Here is a 23,295-nt window from a genome sequence, read left to right as displayed (position 1 = left end):
GAGCGGCACCCTTGCAACCCACCCATCGAGCGATAAGCTCGCAACCTTGGACTCTACGAAGTAGCTCGTGGCCCTAACAGCGGGGGCAGGTCAGAACAGTGGGCAGACATAAGCCGCGTCGCCTCTCCCTCGTGCCAGCAATTTCTGCCGCAACCGAAAAAGCACGTTGTGCTGAAAGTCTTTGTGGTGCTTCAACTTATCTTGGAGCGAGAAGTACAGCGTTCGAGGAGCGGTCGAAAGCTTAGGGGACAGCTTGTTGCGGTCCTTAATGATCTTTGCGCGGCTTGGCACCGTATGAGCAAACGGACGTTTGAACTGCATATAAAACGGTAGAAAGCGCTTTCCGCCTAATAGCTTTGCGTCCGCTCCTAACCATCGTTCGCGCGCCCTTGAGATTGGTACAACGGAATACTTGAAGAACGGGAAACTCAACAATGCGAGCTGACTGCCAATCGCGATAGAAACTGCATCCTCGATGTAATTAGGCTTTTCTTCCATGGATCCCCTTCAATATTGGCAATGAGCCCTAACATCGGTTAGACCCCGTTTCGGGGTGACATCACCGGATGATTGGCTCAGCCTTCCCGAGGGTCAACAGGAAAATTGCTCTCCCAATCAATGCGTTGCTCCTCGAAGACCCCCATCGGACCCAGGATGTCCCGCAGTGCTATCAATGCCAGTCGGGGCGATATCCCGATATCACCTCAAAATCGCCGGGTAACACACCCGCCACCCAACCCAACCTGACCTGCATCAAGGCACCCCCCCTCCCCCGCGCCCAAACTGGCGCCCATGGACACCCACCCCGCCCCTGCCCTTTCCTCGCTGTCGCCCAAGGCGCTGGCCTGGGCACCCCATCGGCTGATGTTCTTCATCGGGTCCAGCAACCTGTTGCTGGCCATGCTGTGGTGGGCGCTGTGGCTGGTCGGCACGCGCTGGCCGGCGCTGCTGCCCATGCACCAGCCGCAGCCCTACGCGGGCTGGATGCACGCCTTCGTCATGCAGTACCAGATGCTGCCCAGCTTTATCTTCGGGTTCCTGCTGACCACCTTCCCCAAGTGGATGGGCCAGCCGGAGTTCGAGCGCTGGCGCTTCAAGCCGGTGGGGCTGGGGCTGTTCGGCGGCCAGTTGGCCACGCTGCTGGGCGTGATGGGCTGGGAGGTTGGCATCACCGTGGGCCTGTGGCTGACGCTGGGCGGCTGGGCCGCCGGCCTGACCACGCTGGGCCCGCTGCTGTGGCGTGAGCGCGGCACCACGTGGCATGCGCGTTCGGCGTTCGCGGGGCTGGTGCTGGGCTTCATCGGCATGCTGGCATGGCTGGGCTTCATGCTGGGCGCGCCGCCGCTGTGGGCCTTCGTCAGCATCAAGCTGGGCACGTTCGGGCTGCTGCTGCCGGTGTACGTGACGGTGGCGCACCGCATGTTCCCGTTCTTTGCCGGCAACGTGGTCAAGGGCTACGTGGCGTGGCGGCCGATGTGGCTGCTGGCGGCGCTGTGGCCGCTGCTGATGCTGCATCTGGCGCTGGAGCTGGTGCACGCCTACGGCTGGCTGTGGGTGGCGGACGTGCCGCTGCTGGGGCTGTTCCTGCTGGCGCTGTGGCGCTGGTGGCCGCGCGGCGAGGCACCGCGGATCCTGTCGGTGCTGTTCATTGGCCTGGCGTGGCTGCCGGTGGCGATCGCGCTGTACGCCACGCAGAGCCTGGGCTACCTGCTCACGGGCGTGTACATGCTGGGCCGGGCGCCGGCGCATGCGTTGTTCATCGGGTTCTTTGGCAGCGTGCTGATCGCCATGGTTACCCGCGTCACGCAGGGCCATTCCGGCCGGCCGATGGTGATGCCGGGCGTGGCTTGGTACGCGTTCTGGGCCATCCAGGCGGTGGCGGTGGTGCGCGTGTTCGCCGAGGTCATGCCCGATGGGCCGGCGTGGCAAGCCGCGGCAGCGGTGGGCTGGCTGCTGGCCTTCGTGCCGTGGGTGGCGCGCATCGGCCGCATCTATCTGGCGCCGCGTGCGGATGGCAAGGCCGGCTGAGCACGGCCGGCAGAGAGCAAGGCTCGCCGGCGGGACGCGCCGGCTCGGGTATCCGAAAGGACTGACACCTCCATGATCGAGTTCTACCCCCAGATCAAGGCCGCCCACGTGGGGCTGGTGATGCTGAGCGGCGCGGTGTTCGCGCTGCGCGGTGCGTTCGTGCTGGCCGGCATGCGCTGGCCGCTGTCACTGCCGGTGAAGTGGACCAGCTACGCCATCGACACCGCGCTGCTGACCGCGGCGCTGATGTTGCTGACGATCCTGCACGGCACCGGTATGTTCGCCAACGGCTGGCTGACGGTGAAGGTGGTGCTGCTGGTGGTCTACATCGTGCTCGGTGTCTTCGCTTTGACGCGTGCCCGCTCCCTGGGCGGCCGCGTCATTTTCTACCTGGGCGCGCTGGCCACCTACGGCACGATGTACACCATCGCCCGCGCGCACCATCCGCTGGGCTGGCTGCAGCAGGTGATGGCATGAGTGCGCAACTGAAAGCCCCGGATGCGGCCAGCGACGGCCGCCACACCATCGACGCCTGTTTCCTGGGCCCCTACGGCGAGAACGACACCCTGCTGGAGAAGCTGGTGGTGGAGTTCCTGCGCGACCACGTGTACTGGCGCCGCAACTTCCACCCGGAAGACCCGCCGGCCATCTCCACGGCGGCGGCGCAGCACCCGGAGTACCTGGCGTTCGAGGCGCGCATGCGCCGCGAGCTGCACCAGCTGTCGGCGGCACTGAAGAAATCGGTGCCGTTCCACAGTCCGCGCTACATCGGCCACATGGCCAGCGACCTGCTGCTGCCGGGGCTGGCGGCGCAGATCCTGACGCTGCCCTACAACCCCAACAACGTGTCCGAGGACGCGGCGCCGGTGACGGTGGACCTGGAGGTGCAGGTCGGGCTGCAGCTGGCGCGCATGCTGGGCTACGTACATGACCCGGCGCGGCCGGATTGCGCCTTCGGCCACCTGACCTCGGGCGGCACGGTGGCCAACTACCAGGCGCTGCGACTGGCGTTGGCACTGAAGGCGTTCCCTGTGGCGCTGCAGGCGGCGGGCGTGCCGGACATAGCATTGCCGGACGATGCGTGGGGCGCGTTCAACCTGGCGCCGCGTGAGTCCACCTTGCTGGTGGAGCAGTGGCAGCAGTGGCTGGCGCAGGCGTCGCCGGCCGACCGCAAGCGGTGGCAGGCGCGCGTGCGCGAGGAGCGCGTCGAGCAGCGCGGACTGGCGGACTTCTTCGCCACCCACCCCACGCTGCAGGTGCCCAAGGTGCTGGCGCCGATCACCGCGCATTACTCGTGGAGCAAGGGCTGCAAGCTGCTGGGCCTGGGGCGTGCGCAGCTGGAGCTGCTCCCCGAGCGCGGCATGCGCGTGGACACGGATGCATTGGAGGAGACGCTGGAGCGCTGCCTGCGCGAGCGCCAGCCGGTGCTGCTGGCGGTGGCCGTGATGGGCACCACCGAGTACGGCACCGTGGACCCGATCGACGGTGTGGTGGCGACGCGCGAGCGCTTTGCCGCGCGTGGGCTTGGCTTTGGCGTGCACGTGGATGCGGCGTGGGGCGGTTACCTGGCCACGCTGTTCCGCAACGAGGACGGCAGCCTGCGCACGCGCGACGAGGTGGCGTCGGGCTTCACCGCGTTCCCCTCGCCCGATGTGTATGCGGCGGTGGCCGCGCTGGGCGACACCGACTCGGTCACGGTGGACCCGCACAAGCTCGGCTACCTGCCCTACGGTGCGGGCGCCTTCATCTGCCGCGACCACCGCGCGGTGGCGCTGCTGTCGGAGGAAGCCGATTACGTCTTCCACGGCGATGCGCCCAAGGATTACCTCGGCCGTTACCGCAGCCTCGGCCAGTTCATCCCCGAAGGATCCAAGTCGGGTGCTGCGGTGGCCGGGGTATACGTGACGCACAAGGTGCTGCCGCTGGACCACGCGCACTTCGGCCTGCTGCCGGCGCAGACCATCCGCTCGGCCGAGGCATTCCATGCGCGCGCGCTGCGCTTCGCCGAGGAGATGGCGGGCGTGGTGCAGGCGGTGGTGCCGTTCCCGCCGGACAGCAACCTGGTGTGCTTCGCGCTGAACCCGGCCGGCAACCGCGACGTGGCGGTGGCCAATGCGTTCGTGCGACGCGTGCACGACGAGTTGCGCTGCGACCCGCGCCAGCCGCTGCAGAACAAGCAGTTCTTCGGCTCGGTGACCACGCTGCGGCCCGAGGCGCTGGGCGAGGAAGAGACGCACCGCATCCTCGACGCGCTGGGGCTGGACGTGGCGACACTGGGCGGGAACAGCGACGACAAGCTGATGATCCTGCGCCACACGCTGATGAACCCGTACCTGATCGACCGCGAGAACGACATCAGCTACATCGATATGTACTTCGACCACTTGGCGGGGCGCCTGCGGGCGCTGCTGGCGGGGGCTTGATGGCCACCTACGCCGCGCTGCCATCGCACAGGAATCATCCCGCCATGGACTCTTCCGCCGCTGTCCCAAGCAAGATTGATGACCGCGCGTGGGTGCGCAATGCGCTGGCGCTGCTGGAGCAGGAGGCCACGCGCTCGGCGGACACCCACCTGCTTCGGCTGGACTTTCCGGGCTTTCCTGACATCGCGTTCTACTTCAAGGACGAGGCCAGCCACCCGACGGGCAGCCTGAAGCACCGATTGGGGCGTTCGCTGTACCTGTACGCGCTGTGCAACGGGCGGCTGCGCCCGGGGCAGACGGTGGTGGATGCCTCCTCGGGCAGCACCGCGATTTCCGAGGCGTGGTTTGCGCGGCTGCTGGGCCTGCCCTTCATCGCGGTGATGCCGGCTTGCACGGCCCCGCAGAAGATCCTCGACGTGCAGGCGCTGGGCGGACAATGCGACCTGGTGGACGACCCGGCGCAGGTGCATGCGCGCGCGGCCGAACATGCGGCCAATGGCGCGTGCCACCTGGACCAGTTCGGGCTGGCCGAGCGTGCCACCGACTGGCGCGGCAACAACAACATCGCTGAGTCGATCCTCGGCCAGCTGCGGCGCGAGCCGCAGCCGGAGCCGACGTGGATCGTCTGTGGCGTCGGCACGGGCGGCACGTCGGCCACGATTGGCCGCTACCTGCGCTACCGCCGGCTGGACACGCGCCTGTGCGTGGCCGAGCCCACCGGCAGCAGCTACGTGCACGGCTGGCGCACGCGCGACCGCAATGCGGTCGCCAGCCAGCCGACGCTGATCGAAGGCATTGGCCGGCCGAAGGTGGAGCCGGGGTTCCTGTTCGACGTGGTGGACGAAGTGATCGAGGTGGATGATGCCGCCTCGATCGCGGCGGCGCTGCAACTGGAGGAGTTGCTGGGCGTGCGCTACGGCGGTTCGTCCGGCACCAACTTCGTGGCGTGCCTGCAACTGGCCGGCGACATGCGCGCGCGTGGCGAGCGCGGCAGCATCGTCAGTCTGCTGTGCGACCGGGGCACGCGTTACCAGCAGACGTTGTTTGATCCCGCGTGGCGTGACGCGCGCGGCGTGGATATCGGGCCGTGGCAGGAGGCTTTGGCCGAGACGTTGACCACGGGGGCATTGAAGCCGCCTGCGGCCGCCCCACACACGCCGCATTCGGCGACCGGCACGGTGCGGGCTGGGAGTGCTATTACGGAAGCGCCGGATTGTGGGGAAACACCCCGCCAACTGCAGCCCACCTCCGGCAAGACTTCATGAGCTTCCACGACCTGCGCGGCTTCCTCGGCGCACTGGAACGCACGGGGCGCATGCGCCGCGTCAGCGAGCCCGTCAACCCGGAACTGGAAACCACCTCCCTGAGCCTGCGCGCGCTGAAGTCCGGCGGCCCGGCGCTGCTGATGGAGCAGCCGGTAGGCGCACGGCATGCGTACCTCGGCAACCTGTTCGGTCACCGCGACCGCATCGAGGCGGCGTTGGCCGGGCGACCGCTGGCCAGCCTGCGCGAACTGGGCGAGCTGCTGGCCTCGATCAAGGAGCCGCGCTGGCCCTCAAGTCTGCGCGAGGCGCTGGGCACCTGGCCGGAACTGGCACAACTCGCGCACGTGGCGCCGCAACGTGTGCGCGAGGCGGCGTTTCAGTACGAGACGCTGGAGGCCGATGACGTCGACCTCTCGCGCCTGCCCATCCAGCGCTGCTGGCCGGAGGACGCGGCGCGGCTGATCACGCTGGGGCTGGTGGTCACGCGCGGCACGCGACAGAAGCGCCAAAACGTGGCGATCTACCGGCAACAGGTAATCGACCGCAACCGCATCATCATGCGCTGGCTGCCCCACCGCGGCGGCGCGCTGGACTTCGCCGACTGGAAGCGCGAGCACCCGGGTCAGCCGTTCCCGCTGCTGGTGGCGATCGGCGCAGACCCGGCGACGACACTCGCCGCCGTGGCGCCCGTGCCAGACACGCTATCGGAGTACGAGTTCGCCGGCCTGCTGCGCGGCGAGCGCACGCGCGTGTGGCACAGCGCCGCCACCGGACTGGATGCGCCGGCCGGCTGCGAGATCCTTCTGGAAGGCCACATCGCGCCGGACGACACCGCGCTTGAAGGCCCCTTCGGCGACCACACCGGCTACTACAACGCGCAGGATCACTTCCCGGTGATGACCATTACCCGGATGCACCTGCGCCGCGACGCGATCTACCAGGGCAGCTACATGGGCCGCGCGCCGCACGACGAACCGTCGGTGATGGCGATGGCGCTGAACGATGTGTTCGTGCCGATCCTGCGCAAGGTGTTCCCTGAGATCGGGGACTTCTACCTGCCACCCGAAGCGTGTTCGTACCGCATCGCGGTGGTCAGCATCCGCAAGCAGTACCCCGGGCATGCGCGCCGCATCATGATGGGCATCTGGTCGTACCTGCGGCAGTTCACCTACACCAAGTTCGTGATCGTCACCGATGACGACATTGACGTACGCGACTGGTCGCAGGTGATCTGGGCCGTGTCCACGCGGGTGGACCCGGCGCGCGACAGCGTGCTGATCGACAAGACGCCGATCGATTACCTGGACTTCTCCAGCCCGGTGCCCAACCTGGGTTCCAAGCTGGGCATCGACGCGACCAACAAGTGGCCCGGCGAGACTACGCGCACGTGGAGCAAGCCGATCCAGCTGGATGCGGCGGTGGAGAAGCGAGTGGATGCGCTGTGGGCCGCTGTCGTGCGTGGGCCGGCCGACGCTACGGTTGCCTGAGCTGTTTCCTGGCTCACGGGCGCAAGGCCGTGGGGAGTCCGCGCGCGCCCATTGCAGCGAGGCGGCGCGCGGCGGAAGGCGACCCTGCTGCAGGATTTCAAGAATCAGGGCGAGCCCCAGCACCCACTGCGGCCCGCCCCTGCCCGCTCAGTCCTCGGGTGTGACGTCCCAGGTCGGGTCGTCGAACTGAGCGGGATACTGCGCCAGTGCACCCTGCATCGAGGTGATCGCGCCGGACACGTCCTGGCCGGAGCGCACCGCCTCGGCGCCCGCAATGAACTTCACCAGCAGGCCGTGAAGCGCGGCATCCGCGTCGGGAGCCAGCTTGCAGTTGGCGATCATGTCGTTGACGGCCGCATCGATCAGCCGTGTGGCGTTGCTGGCTTGCGTGGCATCCAGGTGCCCATGCTGGTAGTGCTCCAACGCGGTCACGGCTTGGCGGATGCGACCCATGCCGTCCTGCAGCGGGGCGTCGGTGGCCCAGCGCTGGCCGGAGGGCGGCACCGGAGCGGCTGCCGAGTCGTGACCGTGCTGGGCGTGCGCATCGGCGGGTGGCGTGGCCGGCGCGTGGTGCTGCGCATGGCCGGCGTGGCCGTCCTGTACGGCGGATGCGGCCAACGCCGGGCCTGCGGCCAATGCGACCGTGATGGCCATTCCGAGCGCGGCGAGACGCGCGCGGCCGAAGCGGAGAGGAGACAACATGGTGAACCTCCAGATTCGGTTGGGCTTTCTGCCCATGCCTATTGCCAAGATGTCACGGACCCTCGGCACGAGCCATGACCCAAATCAACGCGGTCGCCCTGCCAAGCGCTCAACGCGACGGGGCCTGCAACGGCAGGCGCAGTACGATCCGCGCGCCGGCCATCGGTGAGCGGCTGATGGCCAGGTCGCCGCCATGCAGGGTCGCGATGGCCTGCACGATGGACAGACCCAATCCACTGCCGCTGCCGGCACTGCGCAGGAAACGCTCGCCCAGGCGCGCGGCCTGCTCATCGGGGATGCCGGGGCCATCGTCGTCGACCACCACTTCCGCATAGTCCTCGCCAATGTGCAGGCCAACATCCACGTGCCCAGGCGAGCGGCCGTGGGCGATGGCGTTGTCCAGCAGGTTGCTAATGGCGATGCCGAGCAGGCCGGCGCTGCCCTGCACCACCGGCGCGGCCGTGGCGTCCAGCGACAACACTACGCCGCGCGGCATGGCGCGCTCGCTGGCCTCGGCCACGGCGCTGCGCACCAGCTCGGCCAACGGTAGTGCGGCGGCGTCGGGCACGGCGTCCAGCGACTCCACGCGTGCCAGGGTCAGCAGTTGCGTCACCAGCCGCTCCATGCGCTGCAGGCCATCGCGCGCACGCTGCAGGTGTTGCGCACGCGTGGCGTCATCGGCAGCGCTGCCCGCCAGGTCCAGCTCCAGTTGCAGGACTGACAGCGGGTGGCGCAGTTCATGCGCGGCGTCGGCGGTGAAGCGGCGTTCGCGCGCCAGCGCGGCGTCCAGCGTGCCGACCAGGCCATCCAGCGCGCGGGTGAGTTGCAGCAGTTCGCCGGGTACGTCGTCGCGGGTCAGCGTGGGCGGTCGGGCAGGTTGCGCGTCGATGGCGCGGGATACGGCACGCAGCGGCGCCAACCCGCCCCGCAGGCCCAGCCACGTCGCCACCGGCAGCAGGACCAGCAGCGCAACCAACGGCATCAGCATGCCCTGCACCAGCGCCGACAGCAGCTCGTCGCGGTCGTGCAGCGGCGCGGCCACCTGGATCCAGTGCCGTTGCGCGTTGTCCCAGCGCTGGTACACGCGCCAGGTTTCGCCCGCGTGCTGCAGGGTGTGGAAATGCGCATCGCCGCCATCCGCACGCAGCGGCGGCAGAGTGGAGGCATCCAGCAGTACACGGCCCTTGCGGTCGCGCACCATGATTTCGGGACGCGGGCCTTCGTCATCGTCGTGTTCGGTAGCGTCGAGCTGGACGCGCTGCTCCAGTGTCACGTCGGGCGTCGAGGCGGTAACCGCGAGCACGCTGGCGGCGGTGCGCTCCAGCTCGCGGTCGAACATCTCGGTGGTTTCGTGGCGGGCGCCCTGCGCCAGCCACAGGCCGGCGCCCAGCCACAGCGCCACCACGGGCAGGCCCACGAACCACAACAGGCGACGCTGCAACGAGGGGCGCTTCATGGCATCTCCGACTTGTCGGCGGTGTCGTGGCCGGCGGTGCCATTGGGCGGGAAGAGCGCGTAGCCCACGCCGCGCAACGTGCGCACCCAGCCGGGACCCAGCTTGCGGCGCAGGTGATGGACATGGACTTCGATGGCGTTGCTGGCCACTTCCTCGCCCCAGCCGTACACCGCCTCTTCCAACTGCGCCCGCGAGTGGGCGCGGCCGGGGTGCGCGGCCAGTGATTCAAGCAGGGCGTATTCGCGCGGCGACAGCTCCAGCGGGTGCCCGTCCAACCGGGCGCTGCGCGCGGCCGGATCCAACTCCAGCGCACCCACGCGCTCCGGCACTGCATCACCGCCCGAGCGACGCAGCAGCGCACGCACGCGCGCTGCCAGTTCGTCCAGGTGCACAGGCTTGACCACGTAGTCGTCCGCGCCGCAGTCCAGGCCGGTGACGCGGTCACCGAGCGCGTCGCGTGCGGTCAGCAGCAGCACCGGCGTGCCATCGCCACGGCGGCGAAGGGCCGCGATGACGTCCACCCCGCTCATCCGCGGCAGGTTCCAGTCGAGGATGGCCGCCGCGTAGGGCGTGGCATCGAAGGCGTGTAGCGCGTGCAGGCCATCCTCCACCCAGTCCACGGCGTGGCCGAGGTGTCGCAGGCCGTCGGACAGGGCGCGGCCCAGGTCAGGATCGTCTTCGGCGAGCAGCAGGCGCATGGGATCACGCTAGGCCTGCACTGGGCAGGCTGCCTTGATCTGGCGCAATTGGCCGCGCGGACCTCCGCCCGCCACGATGGGCGGGCGGAGGCTGTGCGCGGGTGGTCGTAGGCCGGCCACCACGCGGCACCTCAGTGGGCGTCATCGTCCAGCGCCCGCTTGCGGCCGTGCACCATCGCGGCGACGAGATTGTCGCGGTAGTGCAGGCTTTCGACGATGGCGGCCAGTACGTGGACGCCGATCAGGGTGAGCAGGCCGTAGGCCAGTGCCTCGTGCAGCTCTTCCAGCCACTCGGCACCCCAGTAGGCGTCCAGTGTCTGCATCCAACCGGTGAGGCCCACCGCGGCGACGCCGGCCATCAGCAGCAGGATCATCACCGCCGCTGCGGGGTTGTGCCCGAGTCGACGCTGCGAGCGACCCGCGAGCCGTTCCCGCAGGTACGTGGCCACCGCACGCGGACCGCGCACCCAGTCACTGAAGCGGGCGTGCCGCGTGCCCACCAGGCCCCACAACACGCGGAAGGCGATCAGCCCCAGCGCGGTGTAACCCAGCCATTGGTGGGCGGTGTCGCCCTCCTCCACCAGGAACGCGCCGAAGATGCACGCGGCCAACGACCAGTGGAACAGCCGCACCAGCGGGTCCCAGACTTTGACCGTCTTCGCGGCGTTCCTGGCCGGTTCGTGGACCGCGTGTTGCAGGGTGGTGTTCATGGCAGGCCCCCGTCAGTCGTCGTCGCGTTCTTTGACCACGCGGCCGTTGGTCGGGTCGTAGTAGATCTCGACCTTGCGACCGGCCTTGTCCTTGCCGTAGATCTCGTAGCAGGTGCCGGACACCTTGAACTTGTCGATGGTGTAGCCGGCCTTGGTGATGCGCTCCTGCATGGTCTTCTGCGGCAGCCACTGGCTCTGCGGGGCGTCGGTGCACTTGGGGCCGGCGATGGCGGCGGGGGCGACCAGTGCGGCGACCACGGCGGTCAGCGGGATGAGCGTGCGAAAAGCGGCATTCATTTCATCTCTCCAGAAGCGGGCGGGCTGCCCACGGACGCATTCCACCGCCGCTGGCTTATGGGCCCCTTAAGGCAAGCCGCCGCACGGCGCACCGGCGCGATTGACGCAAATCAATGACGCCTCCGAGCAGGCGCAAGACCATTCACGCTTCCCCAGCTGGAAGCTTTCCATGCAACTGGTGTGTCCCGCCGGCAACCTGCCGGCCCTGCAGGCTGCGGTGGATGCCGGCGCCAACGCGGTGTACGCGGGCTTCCGTGACCAGACCAACGCGCGCGCCTTCCCCGGCCTCAACTTCAGCGATGACGAGCTGCGCGCGGGCATCCGCTACGCCCACGCAAAAAACGCCAAGGTGTACCTGGCGCTCAATACCTACCCCGACAGTGCGCGACTGAAGGACTGGCACGCCGCGGTGGACAAGGCCGCATCGCTGGGCGCCGACGCGATCATCGCCGCGGAGATGGCGGTGCTGGACTATGCAGCGCGCACGCACCCGTCGCTGCCTCGCCACCTGTCGGTGCAGGGCTCTGCCACCACCGCGCCGGCGCTGCGCTATGCCTACGAGCGTTTCGGTATCAGCCGTGCCGTGCTGCCCCGTGTGCTGTCGATCCAGCAGGTTGAGCGGCTGTGCCATAACTCGCCGGTGGCACTGGAAGTGTTCGCCTTCGGCAGCCTGTGCATCATGGTGGAGGGGCGGTGCCAGCTGTCGAGCTATGTGACCGGCGCTTCGCCCAACCGCCACGGCGTGTGCTCCCCGGCGAAGTTCGTGCGCTGGGACGAGCACAACGACGGCAGTCGCAGCGTGCGCCTCAACGACGTGCTGATCGATGAATTCAAGCCCGAGGAACCGGCCGGTTACCCGACCGTGTGCAAGGGCCGCTTCGACGTGGGCAACGAAATCTTCCACGCGCTGGAGGAGCCGACCAGCCTCAACACCATGGAGCTGCTGCCGCGCCTGAAGCAGGCCGGCGTGACCGCATTGAAGATCGAAGGCCGGCAGCGCGGCGTGGCGTACGTCAGTTCCGTTACGCGCACCTGGCGCAAGGCGCTGGACCGGCTGGCCGCCGACGAAGCGCACTGGCAACTGCAGCCCGAGTGGCAGAGCGAGCTTTCGCGCCATGCCGAGGGCCACCAGACCACGCTGGGGCCGTATCACCGCGCGTGGCACTGAGGACGACATGATGAAACTGAGCTTAGGCCCAATGCAGTACTTCTGGCCGCGCGAGCGCACCCTCGCCTTCTACCGCGAGGCCATCCACTGGCCGGTGGACATCGTCTACCTGGGCGAAACCGTGTGCAGCAAGCGGCGCGAGTTGCGCACTGTCGAGTGGATAGGGCTGGCCGAGGAACTGGCTGCCAGCGGCAAGCAGATCGTGCTGTCCTCACTCGCGCTGATCGAGGCCGAATCGGAGTTGAGCGTGCTCAACCGCTTGGTCGGTCACGGCGGGTTCTGGGTGGAGGCCAACGACCTCTCGGCGGTGCAGCTGTGCAGGGAAAAAGGCACGCCGTTCGTCGCGGGCCCGGCATTGAACGTCTACAACCACCACGCGCTGGCGATGCTGGTCGAGGATGGCCTGCGCCGCTGGGTACCGGGCGTGGAACAGGGCCACACGCTCATCCGCGAGCTCAGGGATGCGTTCGAACAGGACGGCGGCGCCATGCCGGAGCTTGAGGTGATTGCCTGGGGTCGCCTGCCGCTGTCGTATTCGGCACGGTGCTTTACCGCGCGCGCCCTCGACATCGCCAAGGACCAATGCGGCTTCCGCTGCATCGACTACCCGGACGGACTGCCGCTGGCCACGCGCGAAGGGCGCCCCTTCCTGCGCATCAACGGCATCCAGGTACAGGGCGAGGAAATCACCGACCTGGGTCCGGAACTGCCGGACCTGCGCGCGCAGGGCGTGGACATCCTGCGGCTGTACCCGCAGGCGGACGGTATGGAGGCAGTCGTGCGCCACTTCGACCTGGCGCGCGGCAGCCTGACCGCGCCGCCGCGCATCGGCCACCGCAACGGCTACTGGCACGGCGAACCGGGCATGCGCCCGGTCGCCGCCTGAGCCATCAGACGCGGCCGAACACCAGGGCCGCGTTGGTGCCGCCGAAGCCGAAGCTGTTGGACATCACGGTGTCCAGCTTGGCCTCGCGGCTTTCGCGCACGATCGGGAAAGCGGCCGCACGTTCGTCCAGGTTGCTGATGTTGGCCGAGCCAGCCAGGAACCCATCGCGCATCATCAGCAGGCAGTAGATCGCCTCGTGCACCGACGCGGCACCCAGCGAGTGGCCAGACAGTGCCTTGGTCGAGGAAATCGCCGGCAGCGCGTCGCCGAACACCTTGCGCACCGCGTCCAGCTCGGTCACGTCGCCCAGCGGCGTGGAGGTGCCGTGGGTGTTGAGGTAGTCGATGGGGCGGTCGATGCCGGCCATCGCCATCTGCATGCAGCGCACCGCGCCCTCGCCCGACGGGGCGACCATGTCGGCACCGTCGGAGGTGACGCCGTAGCCCAGCAGCTCGGCGTAGACCTTCGCGCCGCGCGCCTTGGCGTGCTCGTACTCTTCCAACACGACCATGCCGCCGCCACCGGCGATGACGAAGCCGTCGCGATCTGCGTCGTACGGACGCGAAGCGCTGGCCGGGGTCTCGTTGAACGAGGTGGACAGCGCGCCCATCGCGTCGAACTGGCAGGTCATGCCCCAGTGCACTTCTTCGCCGCCGCCGGCGAACATGATGTCCTGCGCGCCATGGCGGATCATGTCCGCCGCCGCGCCGATGCAGTGCGCCGAGGTGGCGCAGGCGGCCGACAGCGAGTAGCTGACGCCCTTGATGGCGAACGCGGTGGCCAGCGCAGCCGACACGGTGGAGCACATCGTGCGCGGCACCATGTACGGCCCGACCTTGCGCACGCCACGATTGCGCATCAGGTCTGCGGTCTCGATCTGCCACTGCGGCGAGCCGCCACCGGAACCGGCGATGACGCCCGTGCGCAACTGGCTGACCTGCTCCGGCGTGAGCCCGGCATCGGCGATGGCATCGCGCATGGACACGGTGGCATAGGCCGCCGCATCGCCCATGAAGCGCTTCTGCTTGCGGTCGATCTCGGCATCGAGATCGATCTGCGGCACGCCCGCCACGTGGCTGCGCAGCCCCATCTCGGCATAGTCAGGCTGGAAGGTGATGCCGGCGCGGCTCTCGCGCAGCGAGGCGGACACGCTGTCCAGGTCATTGCCCAGGCAAGACACGATGCCCAGGCCGGTTACGACAACACGACGCATTTCAGAAACCCTCGGTGGAGGAGAACAGGCCCACGCGCAGGTCCTTCGCGACATAGATCTCGCGGCCGTCCACCAGGGTGCGGCCGTCGGCGATCACCAGTTCCAGCTTGCCGCGCATCACGCGGCGGATGTCGATCTCGTAGCTCACGACCTTGGCATTCGGCAGCACCTGGCCGCTGAACTTGACCTCGCCGACGCCCAGCGCGCGGCCACGGCCCGGGGCGCCCAGCCACGGCAGGTAGAAGCCGGTGAGCTGCCACATGGCATCCAGGCCCAGGCAGCCCGGCATGACCGGGTCGCCGAGGAAGTGGCACTCGAAGAACCACAGGTCCGGGTTGATATCGAGCTCGGCGCGGATCACGCCCTTGCCGTACTGGCCGCCTTCGGTGGCGATATGGGTGATGCGGTCGAACATCAGCATCGGCGGCGCAGGCAGGCGCGCATTGCCGGGTCCGAACATCTCACCGCGGGCACAGGCAAGCAGCTGCTCACGGTCGAGCGAGGACGGTCTGGTCATGGGGGAGTTCACCGTGGAAAGACGCAATTTTGGCGACAAACTTTCTAGGCCGTACTGACTTGCGTCAATGGTCAGTTTCCGTACGGCAGCGTAGGTCAAACGCTTGTTTTTCCTATTTATGCACAACTGTCCTGCTGCAGCCCGCGCCAGTGTTGACTTTCACGCGACCTTGCCGAAAAAGGCGCGACTCAGGCAGCCCGCCACGCGCCTTTGGTCGAATGCCCCGCCAGCGGGCCATCGTCACGAAAATGCGCGCCGAGACTCTGCCGCCTGCGCAGCGCGGCCCCCACCAGCGCACGCGCCAGAGCCCCCTGCCACCCGACCCGTGCGAGTGCATCGCAGTCACGCAGGGCGACCTGCAGCAACGCGCCGGTGCGCACTGGGCCCATCGCCTGCGTCATCAGGTCGCGCAGGCGCGCCAATTGCGCGGCGTCCAGCGACGGTCCGCGGTGCAGGAACTTGAACGAGCGACCGCCATCGCGCGTCTCCGGCGCGTCGCGCAGCGCGCCACCCAGCCGCCGACCGAACACCACGCCCTCCAGCAGCGAATTGCTCGCCAGCCGATTGGCGCCGTGCACGCCGTTGCACGCCACTTCACCCACGGCAAAGAGACCCGGCAGCGACGTGCGGCCCTCGGCGTCAGCGGCGATGCCGCCCATGTGGAAATGCGCGGCGGGCGTCACGGGGATCGGTTGCGTGCGCGGATCAACACCGTGCGCCAGACACGATGCCAGCACGGTCGGGAACGCCTGCGCAAAGCGGTCCCCGATCTGGCGCGCATCCAGCCAGGCACCGCCTTCCTGACAGGCCGTCCAAACCCGGCGCGCCACGATATCGCGTGGGGCCAGGTCACCCAGCGGATGCACGCCCGCCATCAGCGGCGCGTCACGAGCGTCCAGCAGGGTTGCACCTGCGCCACGCAGGGCCTCGGTCACCAGCGGCAGACTGTGCAGGTCGGGAATGGCAAGCGCGGTGGGATGAAACTGCATGAATTCCAGGTCGCGCATCACCGCACCCGCGGCCATGGCCAGGGCAAGCCCGCTCCCGTCGGCCTCGGCGGGGTTGCTGGTATGTGCGAACACGCCGCCAATACCGCCGGTGGCGAGCACCACCGCACGCCCTTCCAGTGCTGACTGGGTGCCATCGGTGCGGGTCACGCAGACGCCGCCGACGCGGCCGCCGCGCAGCACCAGCCCATCCACCTCGACACCGGCATGGCGCTCGATGTGCGATGCGTTGCGCGCGGCCGCCACGAGCGCCTTCATCACCACCGCACCGGTGGCGTCGCCCCCGGCATGGATGACGCGCGGGCGGTCGTGTCCGCCTTCCCGGGCGAACTGCAGGGTGCCGGCGGCGTCACGATCGAAGGCAACGCCCTGCCGCTGCAACCACGCGACGGCTTCAGCCGCACCCTCGGTCAGCATCCCGACCATGGCGGCGTCGTTGTGATGGCTGCCCGCGACGCAGGTGTCGTGGGCGTGTGTGTCAGGGCAGTCGCCCGTAGCCAGCGCCGCCGCGATCCCGCCCTGCGCCAGCGCACTGGCGGCACCGTGACTGCCGTTGCTGCGGGTCAGCAGCAACACAGGCGCGGGCGCGGCGGCCAACGCCGTGACCAGGCCAGCGATGCCACCGCCGACCACGATGATCGGTGCTGCCACGGTCACACCCGTTCGCGCCGCCCCACCGCCAGCATGCGCTCCAGGGCGCGCCGCGCACCCGCCGCCACGTCGGCGGGCACGTGCACCTCATGCTTGAGATCCAGCAGGCACGCGTGGATGTTCTCCAGCGTGATCCGTTTCATGTGCGGACACAGGTTGCACGGCTTGACGAAGTCGATCGCCGGGAACTGCGCCTTGAGGTTGTCCGCCATCGAGCACTCGGTGATGAGCGCCACCCGCTGCGGCTTCTCCTTTTCCAGCCATCGGCCCATGGCGCTGGTGGAGCCGACGAAGTCCGCCTCGGCCAGTACGTCGGGCGGGCATTCGGGGTGTGCCACCAGTTTGGCCTCGAAGCGCTCGCGGGTGTGCCGGGCCTGTTGCGCAGTGAACTGCTCGTGCACCTCACAACTGCCGTTCCACAGCACCAGTTCCACGTCCGTCTGCGAGGCCACGTAGGCACCCAGGAAACGGTCCGGCAGGAAGATCACCTTGTCGGTGCCCATCGCCTCCACCACCTGCATCGCATTGGCAGAAGTGCAGCAGGCATCGGACTCGGCCTTCACCGCCGCCGAGGTGTTGACGTAGCTGACCACGGGCACCCCAGGGTGCTGTGCGCGCAGGGCGCGCACGTCGTCCGTGGTAATGGATGACGCCAAGGAGCAGCCGGCCTCCAGGTCGGGGATCAGCACGGTGCGGTCGGGCGCCAGGATCTTGGCGCTCTCGGCCATGAAGTGGACGCCGCACAGCACGATGACGTCGGCATCGCACTCCGCCGCGGCCTGCGCCAGCGCCAGCGAGTCCCCGGTGATGTCAGCCACGCCGTGGAAGATCTCCGGCGATTGGTAGCTGTGCGCCATGATCATGGCGCCGCGCTCGCGCTTGAGGCGGTTGATCGCGTCGATCCAGGGCAGGTGCAGGGGCACCTCCAGGCAGGGGACAAGCTGTTCGAGTCGCGCGCCGAGATCGGCGTAGCGCTCGGCGAGTTCAGGCGTCCAGCGTGGCCGCGTGGTGGAGATCGTGTCGGTGGGCATGGCGCAATGAAAGTTCGTGGATGGCGCATCGCCTCGCCGTAATCCGGGCGGCGGCGTGTGGCGCCGTAGATAAAGTGGTGGGCAAAGGCACCTTCGACGGACAGGCCGCCGTCAGGCGCCCCCAGTGCCCCTTGCGCGATGGGCCGCGCGCGCAGCACTGGCGAAGCGCGCCCCGCGATTGAGCGCGATCCGCAATCCCAATGGCACGCGCTCCCATGGCAGCCGATCCAGCAGGTTGCGGGCCGTGAGCCCGAGCTCGGTGTCGCCCGTCAGAACAAGGCGTCGCTGGAAAAACAGCGTGTCCGCGTCTTCCAACCTACCCGCCAGCAGCAGCAGGTCCGTGACCGTGCCGCGTACGGTCGCCTCGGCCGGGGCATCCACCACTACCAAACGCGCACCTTGCAGCTCGACCACCCAGCGCAGCCCCAGGTCACTGACCTCGATGCCCAGGCGTCGACCGTCCATGAACTCAAGCGCGCCGCCGTCCAATGGGCCGGACAACACCTTCGCCATCGCGCGCTCCAGCAGGCGCCGCTGCACGCTGGCCGGCAGCACGCGCAATGCGGGCGCCAGGCGCCGCGGAGGAGGAATGAAGCGCAGCAGGCGATGTGCCGGCGCGACGGATTCGGGTCGGGTGTACATGGTGGGCGCGATGATGCGCCCCTCGCCCCCCACGTCACCTTGATCCAAATCATTTGCGAGCCCCTGTTCGCGGCAGGCCGCGCCGATGGCCAGTTCCAGGACCCCGCTGGCGACCTCTGGGGACACCCCCACGGCCTTGGCGAGCGTTTGCCCCCTTCGGTGCACGCGTTGCTCGCGCGCTACGTCGCGGCCGGTGATGCCGGCTCGGGCCTTGATGCGCCCCGCGATGCCCGCCAGCCGCAACCGGGCCGCCAGCAGCAACACCAGCCCATCGTCGACCCCATCAATGGCCCGGCGCACCTGCGCAAGGCCGGGCGCGGCGTCATTCATCCCTGTCTCCCGTATTCAGCGCCCGCGCCGCAGGCAGTATCTCGGCGGCGTACAACCGGTCCGCCTCGTCAGCATCGAAGTCGGCATGCTTGTGCTTGCGCACGCCATGGTCGGACAGCACCAGGTGCCGATCCGCCACCACGCCTGCGTTCGACAGGCAGGCGGACACGCACTTGAGCACGCAGCCGTCCAACGCGAGGATCGGCCGGCCGCTGCGCGCGGTGCGGACCAGCCCTGTGACGCCACCACCGACGCCGGCGATACAGGACATTTCCGCCTCGCCCGCGCGATCCAGCCGCAGCGCCAGATGATTGGCCATCTGCGCGGCGCTGGAACAGCCCGAGCACGAATAGACCAGCGGCAGATGCCTGCTCATGTGCGCGCTCCCAGCTGTTGCACGAACCGGCGACTGCGCCATGCCACGCCACACAACGCGACCAGCGTCGCACCGTGCGCCAGCAACAGGCCTGCGCCTGCCATGCGCGCAACCGCCCCCGAAGGCACCACGACGGCCACCGGCAATGCGATCGCTGCCATGAGGTGAAGCGCGAGCACCACGACCTTGTCGCGCTCCGGCAGCAGGAGTTGGACGCCGGGCAACCGGATGCCCTTGCCGCAGTGGCGATGCAACCCGATCCACCCCAGAAACGCGACGATCTCCAGCTGCATTCCCACCACCAACAATGGCAGGCCAATGGCAATTGCCAGCGCCGCGACCAGGACGGCCTGCGATTCACTGGCGAGCAACACCACGGCACTGGCCGCGAGGGCAAGCAAGCCCGACGCCCAGAAGCCGGTCAGCGGGGCTTTCTTCAATCGCGGCGCGCGAGCCTGCAGCAGCAGTCCAGTCACCGCGAACACCAGGCCGCAAAGTCCAACGCCGACCCGAAACCAGCCGGGCACGCCGCCCAGCAGCAGCGCGATACTGCCCGAAACCAGCAGTGCATACAGGCCCATCTGCCACGCGCCCTGCCATTGCGGGCGCGGCACCGTCATTCCCTGGAACATCGGCCCCACCAAGCGGGACACCGATGCCAGCAGCGCCATGACCCAGCCCAGCGTGCCCCACGCCGCATGCACGTTGGTCAGCGCCAGCACGGGCACGGCGTGCACGCCGGACAGGCTCAGCGTGAGGCACAGGCCAAGCGTCGCCGTCACCACGCCACCCGCGATAGCGCCACCCAGTCCCCAACGCAGGAAGCGTTGCCCCGTGGCGCGCAGCACGCCCGGCAGTACCAGCGTAGCCAGCAGCGCAAACGCCGCGGCCAGCAGCATGCCGCCCCACCACATCGGCCATGCCAGCGGCCAGCGGAATGCCACCACCAAGGCCAGCGTCCCCAGGTTCAACAGACTCCACAGCGACAATGCGCCACTTCGCCCGCCACGCACACGCACGCCCGCCGCGACGGGCAGAAACTGCAGCAGGCTGCCGAACATCGCATTGCCGAGGAAGCCCAGCGTCAGCGCATGCACCAGCGCCAGCGTCACCCCACCCCAGCGCGACGCGACCGCGGCGCCACCGTCGATCGCCAACAGACCACCGGCCACAGTCGCCCAAACGGACGCCGTCAGCAGGAACAGCCGTGGCGTCGAGGGTGCCGGTGCCTGTTCAATCGAGAGTTTGGCCATTCGCTGCCGGTCGCTGGATGGCGACGCACACACCGCCATCCGGAGGCGATTCCGCCCGCCATTGCAGGCCGCGCGCGGCCAGCGCATCCAGCAGCGGGGTTGGCAGCAGTGGCGTCAGCACCTCCACGGCCTGTCCCGGCTCCAGCGCGTCAGCGGCGGCCAAGGCCTGCAACAAGGGTTCAGGTGCGGGCAGGCCGCGGAAATCCAGTCGGTTCATTGCCCCGCTCCGCCCGTCAGCTTTTGCGTGCCACGCCATTCCACCTGCAGCCAGAGCTTGGTGGTATCGCGGCCAAATCCGTCGGCCTGGTAATCCGCCACTTTGACCAATCCCGCCAGACCACCGGGCAATGGGAAGCCGAGCGAGGCATTCCACTCGCGCCCGTAGTCACCGCCGACATCGGCGCTGTAGTCGTGCCAGGCCGCAGCCCAGTTGAGTTTGCCGTCCAGCCGTCCACGACCCCACTTGCCACCGACGGCGAGGTACTGGTCTTCAAGTCCACCGGCCGGCGTGACAAGGAACTGGTCCGCCCACCCGTTGAAGGCATGCAGCGTCGCCAGCGGCGCCTGCACCGCGGTCACGCCATCACCGCCAAGGTGCTCCCAGCCTGCGCGGGCCGTCACGTTGCCGAATGACCACGCGGGCTCGAGCAGCCAATAGTCGTGGCCGACATTCCGCAGGTTGTCCGCGTGGTCGTTCTGGCGCGCCACTTCCACCGTCCAGCCGGGGCCGCGCCCATCGCGCAGGTGGGTGCCGGTCCAACGCAGGCCGTAGGTAGCGGTGGATGCACTGGCCACGTCCTGGTCGTCGTGCAGGTAGGCATAGCCGGTCACCTGCTGCGAGGCTCCCTTCCAGGCGGCGTTGAACAGGTGGGTATCGAGATCGCGCTCGCGCGCCAGCGGATTGAGGGCGTCGTCACCGGAGACCCGATGCACCTTGTCCAGCCAGTGGTATCCCAGGGTCAGCGATGCCATGGGCTTCCACTGCACCGCCATCGCATCGAAAGTCTGTTCGTTATGGCGCCAGCCGACGTTGCCCACCCAGCGCTGGTTGTCCAACACAATGCGCTGGCGCCCCACCATTGCGGACGCATTCGTCCCCTTCCAGCCCAGCCACGCCTGGTTGAGCTCGGCGCCAGTGGGGTCGAGCACACCGGGATAGCGGGTCTCGCCATTGGCACCGCTGTTGTAGTGATCGTTGGCCGCGGCCACGCCTTCGCCTTCCACGAAAGCTGTGAAGCCGGCGCCGAATGCGGCGCGCAAGGCCGCACGCAGGCGCAGCGTCGACGCCTGCGCTTCCATGTCAAATCCGCTATCGTCCACCTGCTCGTGTCGGGCCCGCAGGTCCCACTCGAGTTGCAGGCTGGAGTCCGCAAGCACAGGGAGGGGAGCAAGCACCAGCACGACTGCCGCGAAGGGGCGGCATTCCTTGCGTTTCATGGTTGTTGGCCCGTGATGACTTGGCGCGCAGCCTACGCCGGCCCCACGTGCCCGCCTTGACCAAGGTCAAGCGAACAGCCGGTCCCCCGCGACCGGAACCGTAATTTGATTCTTATCAGGTTTGCCGCCAGCACCGGTCGGCAGTCTTCCAACCGTAGGCCATGTGGCCATTGTTGAAGGGGATGTTCATGAGACGTGTCACCCAATCGCTGGTCCTCGCAACCGCAGCGCTCGCCATGACGCTGTCGGGCTGCGACAGCAGCAAGGAAACCGGTAAGGACAGCGCCACAGCCGCAGCGGCCAAGGACACCGGGGGTTCGCGCAAGGGCGATTTCGGTCCGCCGCAGGGCGAGCCGATCAAGGCCGTGCTGACCCAGCCGCCCATGGTACCGCCGGCCACCGGCCGTACCGCACCGGCCAAGGTCATCGTCGAGCTGGAAGTGATCGAGAAGGAGATGCCGATTTCCGAAGGCGTCAGCTACACCTTCTGGACCTTCGGTGGCACGGTGCCGGGCAGCTTCATCCGCGTGCGCCAGGGCGACACGGTGGAGTTCCACCTGAAGAACGCGCCCGACAGCAAGATGCCGCACAACATCGACCTGCACGGCGTGACCGGTCCGGGTGGCGGCGCCGCCTCCAGCTTCACCGCGCCGGGCCACAAGTCCCGCTTCACCTTCAAGGCCCTCAACGCCGGCCTGTACGTGTACCACTGCGCCACCGCGCCGGTGGGCATGCACGTGGCCAACGGCATGTACGGCCTGATCCTGGTCGAGCCGCCGGAAGGGCTGCCGAAGGTCGACAAGGAGTACTACGTGATGCAGGGCGACTTCTACACGAAGGGCAAGTACCGCGAGAAGGGCCTGCAGCCGTTCGACATGGAGAAGGCCATCGAGGAGCACCCGACCTACGTGCTGTTCAATGGCTCGGAAGGCGCGCTCACGGGTGACAAGGCCCTGACCGCCAAGGTCGGCGAAACCGTCCGCCTGTACGTGGGCAACGGTGGCCCGAACCTGGTGTCCAGCTTCCACGTGATCGGCGAGATCTTCGACAAGGTCTGGTACGAAGGCGGCACGCACTTCCAGGAGAACGTGCAGACCACGCTGATCCCGGCCGGTGGCGCCGCGATGATGGACTTCCACCTGGAAGTGCCGGGCAGCTACGTGCTGGTCGACCACTCCATCTTCCGCGCCTTCAACAAGGGTGCCCTTGCCATCCTCAAGGCCGATGGCCCGGAGAACAAGGAAATCTACTCGGGCAAGGAAGTGGACGAGGTCTACCTGGGTGACCGCGCGCAGCCGAACATGGCCGCCGTTGCGACCGCCGCTGCTTCGGCCAAGGCCGGTGCGCTGACCAAGGAAGAGCAGATCAAGGCTGGCCAGGCGCTGTTCGCCGGCACCTGCTCCACCTGCCACCAGGCCAACGGCCAGGGGCTCGAGGGTGTGTTCCCGCCACTGGCGAATTCGGACTACATCAAGGCCGATCCCAAGCGCGTGGCGAGCATCATCCTGCACGGTCTGGTCGGTCCGGTTAAGGTCAACGGCAAGGATTACAACTCCAACATGCCGCCGATGAACCAGCTGACCGACGACGAAGTGGCCAACATCTCCACCTACGTGCTCAACAGCTGGGGCAACCCGGGTGGCCAGGTGACCAGCGCGGACGCCGCGGCTGCCCGCAAGGCCGCACCGGCCAACGCCTCGGGAGGTCACTGAGCCATG

At 68.3% G+C, this 23,295-nt stretch carries 23 protein-coding genes; 8 read left to right on the top strand and 15 right to left on the bottom strand.

The window, feature by feature from the left end; translation table 11 throughout:
• Window positions 1–90 precede the first annotated feature (90 nt).
• On the bottom strand, window positions 91–498 hold the full coding sequence (locus ACYVBS_RS08320; protein ID WP_460823002.1) for a hypothetical protein: 408 nt from the start codon (window positions 496–498) through the stop codon (window positions 91–93).
• A 294-nt stretch (window positions 499–792) separates the two neighbouring features.
• On the opposite strand from ACYVBS_RS08320, the gene ACYVBS_RS08315 reads away from it, so the two are divergent.
• The 5 genes from ACYVBS_RS08315 (at window position 793) to ACYVBS_RS08295 (ending at window position 7,203) form a co-directional block, all read left to right on the top strand.
• Entirely contained in the window at window positions 793–2,028 is a 1,236-nt protein-coding gene (locus tag ACYVBS_RS08315; protein ID WP_460823000.1) for an NnrS family protein, read from the top strand.
• Window positions 2,029–2,100: 72 nt separating this feature from the next.
• A complete protein-coding gene (locus ACYVBS_RS08310) occupies window positions 2,101–2,505 on the top strand; it encodes a SirB2 family protein (protein WP_460822998.1) in 405 nt (134 codons plus the stop codon).
• On the top strand, window positions 2,502–4,451 hold the full coding sequence (locus ACYVBS_RS08305; protein WP_460822996.1) for a pyridoxal phosphate-dependent decarboxylase family protein: 1,950 nt from the start codon (window positions 2,502–2,504) through the stop codon (window positions 4,449–4,451). Before ACYVBS_RS08310 ends, ACYVBS_RS08305 begins: the two co-directional genes overlap by 4 nt.
• 44 nt (window positions 4,452–4,495) lie before the next feature.
• On the top strand, window positions 4,496–5,716 hold the full coding sequence (locus tag ACYVBS_RS08300) for a PLP-dependent cysteine synthase family protein (protein WP_460822995.1): 1,221 nt from the start codon (window positions 4,496–4,498) through the stop codon (window positions 5,714–5,716).
• The gene (locus tag ACYVBS_RS08295) at window positions 5,713–7,203 is read left to right on the top strand and encodes a UbiD family decarboxylase (protein ID WP_460822994.1); all 1,491 of its coding nucleotides are present in this window, start codon (window positions 5,713–5,715) and stop codon (window positions 7,201–7,203) included. The genes ACYVBS_RS08300 and ACYVBS_RS08295 overlap by 4 nt, the downstream gene beginning before the upstream one ends.
• 147 nt (window positions 7,204–7,350) lie before the next feature.
• On the opposite strand, the gene ACYVBS_RS08290 is transcribed toward ACYVBS_RS08295, so the two are convergent.
• From ACYVBS_RS08290 to ACYVBS_RS08270, 5 genes are all read right to left on the bottom strand, one after another.
• Window positions 7,351–7,905: a DnrO protein gene (locus ACYVBS_RS08290; RefSeq protein WP_460822993.1), complete on the bottom strand. Its 555-nt coding sequence runs from the start codon at window positions 7,903–7,905 to the stop codon at window positions 7,351–7,353.
• Window positions 7,906–8,014: 109 nt separating this feature from the next.
• Window positions 8,015–9,361 carry an ATP-binding protein gene (locus ACYVBS_RS08285; RefSeq protein WP_460822992.1) on the bottom strand — a complete coding sequence of 449 codons (1,347 nt, stop codon included), beginning with the start codon at window positions 9,359–9,361 and terminating at the stop codon, window positions 8,015–8,017.
• Complete coding sequence (locus ACYVBS_RS08280; RefSeq protein WP_460822990.1) at window positions 9,358–10,059, bottom strand: response regulator transcription factor; 702 nt, start codon at window positions 10,057–10,059, stop codon at window positions 9,358–9,360. Before ACYVBS_RS08280 ends, ACYVBS_RS08285 begins: the two co-directional genes overlap by 4 nt.
• 131 nt (window positions 10,060–10,190) lie before the next feature.
• On the bottom strand, window positions 10,191–10,769 hold the full coding sequence (locus ACYVBS_RS08275) for a cytochrome b/b6 domain-containing protein (RefSeq protein WP_460822988.1): 579 nt from the start codon (window positions 10,767–10,769) through the stop codon (window positions 10,191–10,193).
• A 12-nt stretch (window positions 10,770–10,781) separates the two neighbouring features.
• Window positions 10,782–11,066, bottom strand: a complete 285-nt coding sequence (locus tag ACYVBS_RS08270) for a PepSY domain-containing protein (RefSeq protein WP_460822987.1) — start codon at window positions 11,064–11,066, stop codon at window positions 10,782–10,784.
• A 169-nt stretch (window positions 11,067–11,235) separates the two neighbouring features.
• Between ACYVBS_RS08270 and ubiU the strand changes: the two genes are divergently transcribed.
• On the top strand, window positions 11,236–12,234 hold the full coding sequence (gene ubiU, locus ACYVBS_RS08265) for a ubiquinone anaerobic biosynthesis protein UbiU (RefSeq protein WP_460822986.1): 999 nt from the start codon (window positions 11,236–11,238) through the stop codon (window positions 12,232–12,234).
• A gap of 10 nt (window positions 12,235–12,244) precedes the next feature.
• A complete protein-coding gene (locus ACYVBS_RS08260) occupies window positions 12,245–13,120 on the top strand; it encodes a U32 family peptidase (RefSeq protein ID WP_460822984.1) in 876 nt (291 codons plus the stop codon).
• A 4-nt stretch (window positions 13,121–13,124) separates the two neighbouring features.
• On the opposite strand, the gene fabB is transcribed toward ACYVBS_RS08260, so the two are convergent.
• The 9 genes from fabB to ACYVBS_RS08215 form a co-directional block, all read right to left on the bottom strand.
• Window positions 13,125–14,333: a beta-ketoacyl-ACP synthase I gene (gene fabB, locus ACYVBS_RS08255; protein WP_460822983.1), complete on the bottom strand. Its 1,209-nt coding sequence runs from the start codon at window positions 14,331–14,333 to the stop codon at window positions 13,125–13,127.
• Between the two features lies 1 nt (window position 14,334).
• Complete coding sequence (gene fabA, locus ACYVBS_RS08250; RefSeq protein ID WP_460822981.1) at window positions 14,335–14,850, bottom strand: 3-hydroxyacyl-[acyl-carrier-protein] dehydratase FabA; 516 nt, start codon at window positions 14,848–14,850, stop codon at window positions 14,335–14,337.
• A 188-nt stretch (window positions 14,851–15,038) separates the two neighbouring features.
• Entirely contained in the window at window positions 15,039–16,508 is a 1,470-nt protein-coding gene (locus tag ACYVBS_RS08245; RefSeq protein WP_460822980.1) for an L-aspartate oxidase, read from the bottom strand.
• Window positions 16,509–16,510: 2 nt separating this feature from the next.
• Window positions 16,511–17,539, bottom strand: coding sequence for a quinolinate synthase NadA (nadA, locus tag ACYVBS_RS08240; protein ID WP_460822978.1), 1,029 nt, complete (start codon window positions 17,537–17,539; stop codon window positions 16,511–16,513).
• Window positions 17,540–17,650: 111 nt separating this feature from the next.
• A complete protein-coding gene (ubiT, locus tag ACYVBS_RS08235; protein ID WP_460822977.1) occupies window positions 17,651–18,511 on the bottom strand; it encodes a ubiquinone anaerobic biosynthesis accessory factor UbiT in 861 nt (286 codons plus the stop codon).
• On the bottom strand, window positions 18,504–18,887 hold the full coding sequence (locus ACYVBS_RS08230; RefSeq protein WP_460822976.1) for a putative zinc-binding protein: 384 nt from the start codon (window positions 18,885–18,887) through the stop codon (window positions 18,504–18,506). The genes ubiT and ACYVBS_RS08230 overlap by 8 nt, the downstream gene beginning before the upstream one ends.
• Entirely contained in the window at window positions 18,884–20,140 is a 1,257-nt protein-coding gene (locus tag ACYVBS_RS08225; RefSeq protein WP_460822974.1) for a hypothetical protein, read from the bottom strand. Before ACYVBS_RS08225 ends, ACYVBS_RS08230 begins: the two co-directional genes overlap by 4 nt.
• A complete protein-coding gene (locus ACYVBS_RS08220; protein WP_460822973.1) occupies window positions 20,121–20,357 on the bottom strand; it encodes a DUF2249 domain-containing protein in 237 nt (78 codons plus the stop codon). The genes ACYVBS_RS08225 and ACYVBS_RS08220 overlap by 20 nt, the downstream gene beginning before the upstream one ends.
• On the bottom strand, window positions 20,354–21,577 hold the full coding sequence (locus tag ACYVBS_RS08215; RefSeq protein ID WP_460822972.1) for an alginate export family protein: 1,224 nt from the start codon (window positions 21,575–21,577) through the stop codon (window positions 20,354–20,356). The genes ACYVBS_RS08220 and ACYVBS_RS08215 overlap by 4 nt, the downstream gene beginning before the upstream one ends.
• A 188-nt stretch (window positions 21,578–21,765) precedes the next feature.
• On the opposite strand from ACYVBS_RS08215, the gene nirK reads away from it, so the two are divergent.
• The gene (nirK, locus tag ACYVBS_RS08210) at window positions 21,766–23,289 is read left to right on the top strand and encodes a copper-containing nitrite reductase (protein ID WP_460822971.1); all 1,524 of its coding nucleotides are present in this window, start codon (window positions 21,766–21,768) and stop codon (window positions 23,287–23,289) included.
• Window positions 23,290–23,295: the final 6 nt, after the last annotated feature.

Source organism: Lysobacter olei (assembly GCF_054777355.1).
This window is presented reverse-complemented; position numbering and strand designations above follow the sequence as displayed.